General features: G+C 61.3%; 7 protein-coding genes. All 7 read left to right on the forward strand.

Annotated features, from left to right (window positions below; translation table 11 throughout):
* Window positions 1-17: 17 nt before the first annotated feature.
* The 7 genes from O4H62_RS26000 (at window position 18) to O4H62_RS26030 (ending at window position 8,066) form a co-directional block, all read left to right on the forward strand.
* Window positions 18-1,469 (forward strand): aldehyde dehydrogenase family protein, encoded by a 1,452-nt coding sequence (locus tag O4H62_RS26000; protein ID WP_269391794.1) that lies wholly within the window; start codon window positions 18-20, stop codon window positions 1,467-1,469.
* Window positions 1,466-2,470 (forward strand): membrane dipeptidase, encoded by a 1,005-nt coding sequence (locus tag O4H62_RS26005; protein ID WP_269391795.1) that lies wholly within the window; start codon window positions 1,466-1,468, stop codon window positions 2,468-2,470. The genes O4H62_RS26000 and O4H62_RS26005 overlap by 4 nt, the downstream gene beginning before the upstream one ends.
* 95 nt (window positions 2,471-2,565) lie before the next feature.
* Entirely contained in the window at window positions 2,566-4,137 is a 1,572-nt protein-coding gene (locus O4H62_RS26010) for a hypothetical protein (RefSeq protein ID WP_269391796.1), read from the forward strand.
* 4 nt (window positions 4,138-4,141) lie between these two features.
* Window positions 4,142-4,816, forward strand: a complete 675-nt coding sequence (locus tag O4H62_RS26015; RefSeq protein ID WP_269391797.1) for a DUF3726 domain-containing protein — start codon at window positions 4,142-4,144, stop codon at window positions 4,814-4,816.
* Between the two features lie 75 nt (window positions 4,817-4,891).
* Complete coding sequence (locus O4H62_RS26020) at window positions 4,892-5,854, forward strand: ABC transporter substrate-binding protein (protein ID WP_269391798.1); 963 nt, start codon at window positions 4,892-4,894, stop codon at window positions 5,852-5,854.
* Between the two features lie 76 nt (window positions 5,855-5,930).
* Window positions 5,931-6,989 carry an ABC transporter permease gene (locus O4H62_RS26025; protein ID WP_269391799.1) on the forward strand — a complete coding sequence of 353 codons (1,059 nt, stop codon included), beginning with the start codon at window positions 5,931-5,933 and terminating at the stop codon, window positions 6,987-6,989.
* A 12-nt stretch (window positions 6,990-7,001) separates the two neighbouring features.
* Entirely contained in the window at window positions 7,002-8,066 is a 1,065-nt protein-coding gene (locus O4H62_RS26030; RefSeq protein WP_269391800.1) for an ATP-binding cassette domain-containing protein, read from the forward strand.
* Window positions 8,067-8,269: the final 203 nt, after the last annotated feature.

Here is an 8,269-nt window from a genome sequence, read left to right on the forward strand (position 1 = left end):
GAAGGACAGACGCAAACATGTCGATCGAAACGCGCAATTTCATCGCCGGACAATGGACGGACAGCCGGGACCACGTGGCAAACGTCAATCCGTCAGACCTTTCCGACGTGATCGGTCATCACGCACAGGCAGATGCCGCGCAACTCGATCAGGCCATCGCCGCCGCCCGCGCTGCACAGCGCCAGTGGTGGGATGCGGGAATCCAGAAGCGCCATGATGTGCTCATGGCGATCGGCAACGCCTTGATGGCCCAATCGGCCGAAATCGGCGCATTGCTGTCGCGGGAAGAGGGCAAGCCGCTGGCGGAAGGCAAGGGCGAGGTTTACCGGGCGGGACAGTTCTTCACCTATTTCGCGGCCGAGGCCCTGCGCCAGATCGGCGACTTCGCCCAGAGCGTTCGGCCCGGGGTCGAGATCGATGTCCGCCGGGAGCCTGTCGGCGTGATCGGCATCATCAGTCCGTGGAATTTTCCGGTGGCCACGCCAGCCTGGAAAATCGCGCCGGCGCTCGCCTTCGGCAACGCGGTGGTCTGGAAGCCCGCCAATCTTACACCTGCAAGCGCCGCCGCGATGGCGCGGATCATTGCCCAGCAGGACATTCCTGCGGGATTGTTCAACATGCTGGCCGGGCAAGGGCGCGAAATCGGCCAGAAACTGGTCGAGCATCCCGGTATCGATGCTGTCAGTTTCACCGGTTCGGTTGCCGTCGGACGCGGCATCGCCGCGGCTGCGCTGACAAACATGACCAAGGTTCAGATGGAGATGGGATCGAAGAATCCCATGCTCATCATGGATGATGCGGATCTCGACCTGGCCGTCGCGCATGCGGCGGGTGCGGCGTTTGGCGGTACCGGGCAGAAATGCACCGCTGCGTCCCGCCTGATCGTGCACGAAGCGGTTCATGACGAATTCGTCGAGAAGCTTGTGAAGGCGGCAAGTGCGTTGAGGGTTGGCAATGCGCTTGATGAAACCTCGCAAATCGGCCCTGTCGCCAGTGCGGCGCAACTCGCTGGCAACCTCGCCTATGTGGAGGCTGGAAAAGCCGAAGGCGCCGAATTGATGTGCGGTGGCGAAGTCCTTGAGCGTCCGACCAAGGGCCATTTCATGGCTCCAGCGGTGTTTGCCGGGACAACCAACGACATGCGGGTCAATCGAGAGGAAATGTTTGCCCCGATTACCTGTGTTATAAAGACGGCGAGCTATGACGAAGCGCTTTCGGTCGCCAATGACAGCGAATTCGGCCTCACTGCCGGTATCATGACCCGCAGTCTGGCGCGGGCCACACATTTCCGCTCGAACATGCGGGCCGGCACGCTGATGGTCAACCTGCCCACAGCCGGAACCGACTACCATGTCCCCTTCGGCGGGCGCGGCGCATCGAGTTTCGGGCCGCGCGAGCAGGGGCAGTATGCCGTCGAGTTTTACTCGATCGTCAAGACTTCATACCTTCATGGAGGACAGGTGGCATGAGCCTGCTGGTCGACGGTCTCCAATATGCCAAATGGTCAGAGAAGATCTTCCGGCAGATGCGCGCCGGCGGCGTCGATGCGGTCCACGTGACCATCACCTATCATGAAAACTTCCGGGAGACGGTTCACAACATCAGCGCCTGGAACCGGTGGTTCGAACGCTATCCCGAACTGATCATGCAGGGCTTTGTCGCCGAGGATATCGAGACCGCGCGGCAAACCGGGCGAACCGCAATCTTTTTCGGCTCGCAGAATCCCTCATGTATCGAGGATGACATCGGCCTGGTGGAAGTTCTCCACCGGCTTGGCCTGCGCTTCATGCAACTCACCTACAACAACCAGTCCCTGCTCGCGACGGGTTGCTATGAAGACAACGATACCGGCCTCACCCGGATGGGCCGCGAGGTGATTGCGGAGATGAACCGGGTCGGGCTTGTCATTGACATGAGCCATTCCTCCGAACGCTCGACACTCGAGGCTATTGAGTGCTCGTCGCGGCCGATTGCCATCACGCACGCCAATCCTGCAAGCTGGCATCCGGCACGGCGCAACAAGTCCGACACGGTTCTCAAGGCGCTTGCCGGGACCGGGGGCATGCTCGGTTTCTCGATCTATCCGCACCATTTGAACAACGGCAGCCAGTGCACCTTGCAGGACTTCTGCGACATGGTCGCGCGAACGGCGGACCTCATGGGGGCCGAGCGTCTGGGAATTGGAACAGATCTTTGCCAGGACCAGCCCGACAGTGTGGTCGAATGGATGCGGTCCGGGCGCTGGACGAAGGCCACGGATTATGGCGAGGGAAGCGCCGATGCGCCCGGTTTTCCCGATATGCCGGAATGGTTCAACGACAATCGCGATTTCGCCAACGTCGCCCGCGGGTTGCGCGCGTCAGGGCTGGCTGCGCCCGACGTCGAGGGGATTCTTGGCAACAATTGGCGGCGGTTCTTCGCAGACAGTTTCGGACCGGCTGATGCCGGCTTGAGAAAGGCAGCGGAATGATCAACGCTGATCCTGCACGGGATACCGGAGTTGCGGCCTTCCGCCGTCCAGCTTCTGAAGTCATGAGGCTTGACCGCCTCGGGTCGGCGCACCCCATGCGCCTGTCCTTCTTGCGCATCCTTCTCAGGCGGATGGTGGACGAGAAATGGAGCTTTGACCGCCCCGTCTTCGATCTGGACGAGCGCGGGGTCGGCTGCGCCGCTTATCGCGCAAACGGACCCGAACGCTGCTATTCGCTGGTCTGTTTTGCCCATGACCTGCCGGCTGAAATGCGTTCCGACCGGGTCATAGCCACCGCATGGGATGCGACGTTCGCTCTTTTCGACGGTACACCTTCCGCATCCGATCTCGAGCGTCTGGCGGCAAATGTGCCGCTGCAGGAGGCCGGGCGCGTCACCGAGCGGGAGCTGTCGCTGAGCCGGGCCAATCGATCGGTGCGGCTGTTCGATCACGTTGTCGACCGGCTTTCGCACGGCCTGCAGCCCGATCCTGAGCAAATCGCCGGAGCCGGATATCTGATGCGCACGACTGCGGTCTACGGGTCCGGAAAATTCGGCGCAGCCGATCGTCATGCCATCGCCGATCGGCCGGAAATGATGTGCCCGTTTCAGGCCGAGATGCTCTCCGTATGGTTTACCCGCCTGTTTTCGGTCGACCTTGTCGAGCATCTGGCCAGGGTACGAGGCGGCGACAAGGCGGCCCGATTGAGCACCGACCATCGGAAGGCCCTTGGCGTTGGCAATTCGACCGGGCTGGGCATGGCGCCATTTTTGGTGCGCCATCCCATCCTGCTCAACAACTGGATCATGGTGCGTGAGGAGGCCCTGGCCCGCGTCCGCAGTCAGGCCAGTGCTTCGGAGCAGGCCTGCGCCGGTTTTGACGCGGCACTGAACGACGCAATCGAAAACGCTCGCCAGTGGCACAGCGATCATCCACTGCAACTGGAGAAGCTCGCGGCGCTGCACAGCGGGCTGGAGTTGCTGGCCAGGCATGCCGGGTCCGAGTGGGACCGGAAACAGGACCATCCGTGGGATGCGTTGTGGCGCTGGAGCCAGGCCGCGCTTCCGGTCGAGGCGCAGGAGGCGCTGGTCTCGCTGATGCTCGAGCCCCATGGCGCGCTGGTTGATGGTTTGGCGCAATGCATGGCAGCGGACGAAACCCCCGCAGCCAATCTCGACGGCGCCATGAAACCGGGCGAACTGCAGGCGTTGATCCGCACCCATTATGACTGGGCGTTGCGGGCGGACTATGGCACAGCCGCGGATAGCGCGCGTTTCTGGTATGTGTCCGAGGACAAGCTCGAACCGCGGCTGGGCGAGCGCTACGAGGAGCCGGGAGCGGAGCGGGAGTTGCCGCTGGACACGGGGCGGCAGGTTGCGGCCTTGAACGCCGCCCTGGCCGACTGCCCTGCCGACATGCCGGTGGCAAGGCTGCTGCTGCAAAAACCCGAGCACAGAAACGCGGTGTGCCGGGTGCAGCTCTCGGCCGGCAGACCATTTGCCGAGATCCAGGACAATCTGATCTCCGCCGATCTCATGCCGATCGACATGTTGCGCTGCAAGCTCGCCTTTTTCGGGGCAACGCGGTTTGACCCGAGATCTGACCGTTGGGTACGCATCAGCCTGTTCCAGGGATTGCCCTATCCCGATGAAATCGGGGGCAACTGATCCGATGCGCAAGATCGCACACGCCCCTGTTGCCTGCCCGGACGGCATCGTCCTGTCACTGTCGGAAATATCGTCGCTGACCTATCGCGCCACGCGCGGCGCGGGATACGAGTGGGGCGAGGCGGAAGAGGCTGCATATGCCTCGGTCTGGCTCTCGCGGGCGGGACTGGATTGGGCTGGAACAATCCTGGGCGCGCTGAGCGGTGCGCGGGCCCATACCCCATTGCCGGCCCGAGGTGTCTGGACTGCTCCGGGGCCGCTCTGCCCGTTGCGCACGGGCATGGCGCTTGCCGATTTCGCGCGCTTGCCGGAAGGACCATCGGCGGAGCCCGTGGTCTGCGTGGCGGTCGCGCATCCTCTTATCATTTTGCCGTTTGCCGCCCGTGTGGCAGCGTCACTGGACCGGCCCATGCGCCTGAGCTGGGCGGATGTGGAGGCCTGTCTGAAACCGGGGCAGGCCCCGCTCATTGAAGGGTCGGTTGCCGCTGACGAACCTGTTGATGTGACAGTCGCGTGCGCAGACGCACGGCGCGCTATGCCGATGTGGCCGCGGTTCCATCGTGGAGACATTTGCGATGCGCAGTACCGGGATCTGACCGCCCTGGCATTACGGACGACAGTTCCGACCTCGGCCCGTTCGCAGGCCGGAGCGGGTGCAGCGGGAGGCGACAATGACTGACGTCTTCGAATTTCGAGCCCGTCTGGCCACTCGGTCCGGCGCCATTTTCACGACATATCAACTGGGAGAAATGACATGAAGAAACTGATTTTCGCGATCGCATTGGGCGCATTGGCGCTTCCCGGTGCTGCGCAGGCCGAATGCGGAAAGGTTTCCGTGGCCGAGATGAACTGGGCTTCCGCCTCCTTGATCACCAAGGTCACCGAATTCCTGATGGTCCAGGGTTATGGCTGTGAAGTCACTCTGGTGCCCTCGGCTACCACCACCGCCATCACCTCGCTTGCCGAGAACAACGAGCCGGATGTCGTGCCGGAACTCTGGATCAACTCGGCGCCGCTCTACACGAAGCTCGAAGCCGACGGCAAGGTCAAGAAAGCCGCCGACGTGTTTTCTGACGGCGGCACCGAGGACTGGTGGGTTCCTGACTACCTGGTCAAAGACCATCCCGAACTGGCCACGATTGACGGGATTCTCGCCAATCCTGCGCTGGTCGGCGGCAAGTTTCACAACTGCCCCGATGGCTGGGGCTGCCGCATCGCCAACGACAACCTGATCAAGGCGTTCGAGTTCGACAAGCACGGCATGGAGGTCTTCAATCACGGTTCGGGTGAAACCCTCTCGGCGGCCATGGCCTCGGCCTACGAAGCCAAGGAACCGTTCTTCGGCTACATGTACGGTCCGACTGCGGTTCTCGGCCGCTACAATATGGTGGCCGTCGATATGGGTCCCCATGATGCGGACATTCATGCCTGCAACCAGACCGTTGATTGTGCGACGCCAGGCAAGTCGGCCTATCCCGCCGCTCCGGTTCTCACGGTGGTCACCGCCGATTTCGCCGAACGCAACCCGGAAGTCTTCGCGCTGACCAGCAAGATCTCGTTTACCTCGCAGGAGCTCAGCCAGCTTCTCGCCTGGCAGGCGGACAATGGCGCTTCCTCTGAAGAGACCGCCGTTCACTTCCTGACGGAAAACAAGGCCAAATGGGAAGGCTGGGTCGACGACGCAGCCCGTGAGAAGCTCGCGGCCATCTTCAACTGATGAGAACAGCAGGGGGCGAAGCCGGTTGCTCCGCCCCCTGATCCAGAAATGAGGGAGAACCCCGGGGGACAACGCCATGGCTACATACGATTTCCTGTTTGACGCTCTGGGTCTGCGCGGCTGGTGCGGTGAGCAAGGCAATTCCGGCGGTCCCATGACCATGGTGGAGTTGTTGGCCAAGAAGAAGTCTGGCGGGGCCAGCGACGGTTTCAGCCTGGACGCGATCTGGAACCTGCCGTTTCCCTCGCTCGATGAACTCAATCGCTCATGTGCGGAGTTTGCGCGAACCCGGGACATGACAAAGGGCGTGGAGAACATCTTCCTCGGCATCAAGGACAATCTAAAGGTGGTGCTCGATCCGCTCACCCAGCCACTCAGCTGGCTGCTGGAAGGTGCGCTCTACCTGTTTGCGGCGACGCCCTGGTGGTTGATGATCCTCTTTCTTGCAGCGGTCGCATATGTAGCCTCGAAGTCGTTTCGGCTGATGGGCTTTGTGGCCGGCGTTCTGCTGTTTCTCGCATTCATCGACCACTATCACTTCGCCATGGAAACGCTCTCGATCATCTTTGTTTGCGCCTTCCTGTGCGTTCTGTTCGGTGTTCCGCTCGGGATCGCCATGTCCCGGAGCGACAGGATGCAGAAGCTGATGATCCCGGTTCTGGACATGCTGCAGACGCTGCCGACCTTCGTCTATCTCATACCGCTGATTTTCCTGTTCTCGGTGACGGAGCCAAAGCTCTATGGAATCGCGATTATCCTTTATGCGATCGTTCCGGTTGTCCGCCTGACCGATCTCGGCATTCGTCTCGTCGATCAGGAGGTTATCGAGGCGGCCAATGCATTTGGCATGACAAAGCGTCAGAAGCTCTACGGTGTTCAGATCCCGTTGGCGCTTCCCAACATCATGGCAGGGGTCAACCAGACCATCATGATGAGTCTCGCGATGGTCGTCATCGCGTCGTTGGTATCGGCACCGGGACTGGGTGTGCTTGTCCTGCGTGGCATCCGGAATCTCGAACTTGGCGTCGGGCTCGTGGCGGGTCTCGGCATCGTTCTGCTCGCGGTTATTCTTGACCGGGTGACAAAGGCTGCACTGGCGCGGGTGAATGCCTCGACCAGCGTCGGCAGCCACTAAGGGAGATCAGGCATGAACAAGGAAGTCAGCATCTCCATCAAGAACCTGTACAAGGTATTTGGCGTGGCGCCGCAAGCCGCGATGAAGCACGTCCTGGCCGGCATGAGCAAATCCGAACTCATGGACAGTCACCGCCATGTGCTTGGACTGCGCGACATCAACATCGACATGCATGCCGGTGACATCACGGTCATCATGGGATTGTCGGGCTCTGGCAAGTCGACGCTGATCCGGCACGTCAACCGGCTGATCGAGCCGACGGCGGGTGAGATATGGGTCGATGGCGAGAATGTGCTCGCGTTCGGGGAGGAACGGTTGCGGCAAATGCGGCGGATGCAGATGTCGATGGTTTTCCAGCACTTTGCCCTGCTGCCGCACCGAACGGTGCTGCAAAATACCGGACTCGCGCAGGCGGTGCGCGGCGAAAGCAGGGCGGGTTACGAAAAGGCTGCTCTTGAGTGGCTGGAACGGGTGGGGCTGAAAGGGCAGGGGCACCAGTATCCGCATCAGCTTTCCGGCGGCATGCAGCAGCGGGTCGGGATCGCCCGGGCGCTGACCTCGAACGCGCCGATCATGCTGATGGACGAGGCCTTCTCCGCGCTTGATCCGCTGATCAGGACGGACATGCAGGACCTGTTGCTGGAACTTCAGCAGGAGCTGCGAAAGACGATCGTCTTCATCAGCCACGACCTCGACGAGGCGTTGAAACTTGCCGATCACCTTGTCATCCTGAAGGACGGGATTGTCGTTCAGCAGGGCGAGCCGCAGGAAATCCTGCTGCACCCCAATGACCCCTACATCGTTGACTTCATAAGCGACATCAATCGCGCCCGGGTCCTGCGCGCCCGCTCGATCATGACGTCAGCAGACAAGGCCGGTGACGTCACCCTCTCGGGCGAAGTGGATGCCGAGGACACGCTAGAAGACATCATCGCCAGATCAAACGGGGATACCAATCACAGTTACACCGTCATGGGCAATGGTAAGCCCATAGGTGTTCTTGGCATGAAGACCCTGGTCAGGGCGCTGGTTCCGACGAGTGCTGCGAGTGATGGCATGAGAAATCGGGCCACTTGATACTCTGGCTAACCCCTTCATTCGAAGGCGCTACACTTGTGCTCCACAGAACGGGAGGAGCGGGTCTTCCAGCGGGCGTTAGTTATGGACGCTGAGAACCGCTCGGTGTTGCTTAGCGCTCGTTAAGGAGTTGTCACGCTAATTCCCACCGATTGCCGGAGCAACGATTTGAACGTAGTCGGTACTGATGCAGACACGGTCCA

Origin of the sequence: Parahoeflea alexandrii, from assembly GCF_027214025.1 — a bacterium.
Classification (GTDB): domain Bacteria; phylum Pseudomonadota; class Alphaproteobacteria; order Rhizobiales; family Rhizobiaceae; genus Hoeflea; species Hoeflea alexandrii_A.

Coding starts and splice junctions, on each gene's coding strand:
- O4H62_RS26000 (WP_269391794.1), top strand. CDS start 18: ATGTCGATCGAAACGCGCAATTTCATCGCCGGACAATGGACGGACAGC.
- O4H62_RS26025 (WP_269391799.1), top strand. CDS start 5,931: ATGGCTACATACGATTTCCTGTTTGACGCTCTGGGTCTGCGCGGCTGG.
- O4H62_RS26030 (WP_269391800.1), top strand. CDS start 7,002: ATGAACAAGGAAGTCAGCATCTCCATCAAGAACCTGTACAAGGTATTT.
- O4H62_RS26015 (WP_269391797.1), top strand. CDS start 4,142: ATGCGCAAGATCGCACACGCCCCTGTTGCCTGCCCGGACGGCATCGTC.
- O4H62_RS26010 (WP_269391796.1), top strand. CDS start 2,566: ATGCGCCTGTCCTTCTTGCGCATCCTTCTCAGGCGGATGGTGGACGAG.
- O4H62_RS26005 (WP_269391795.1), top strand. CDS start 1,466: ATGAGCCTGCTGGTCGACGGTCTCCAATATGCCAAATGGTCAGAGAAG.
- O4H62_RS26020 (WP_269391798.1), top strand. CDS start 4,892: ATGAAGAAACTGATTTTCGCGATCGCATTGGGCGCATTGGCGCTTCCC.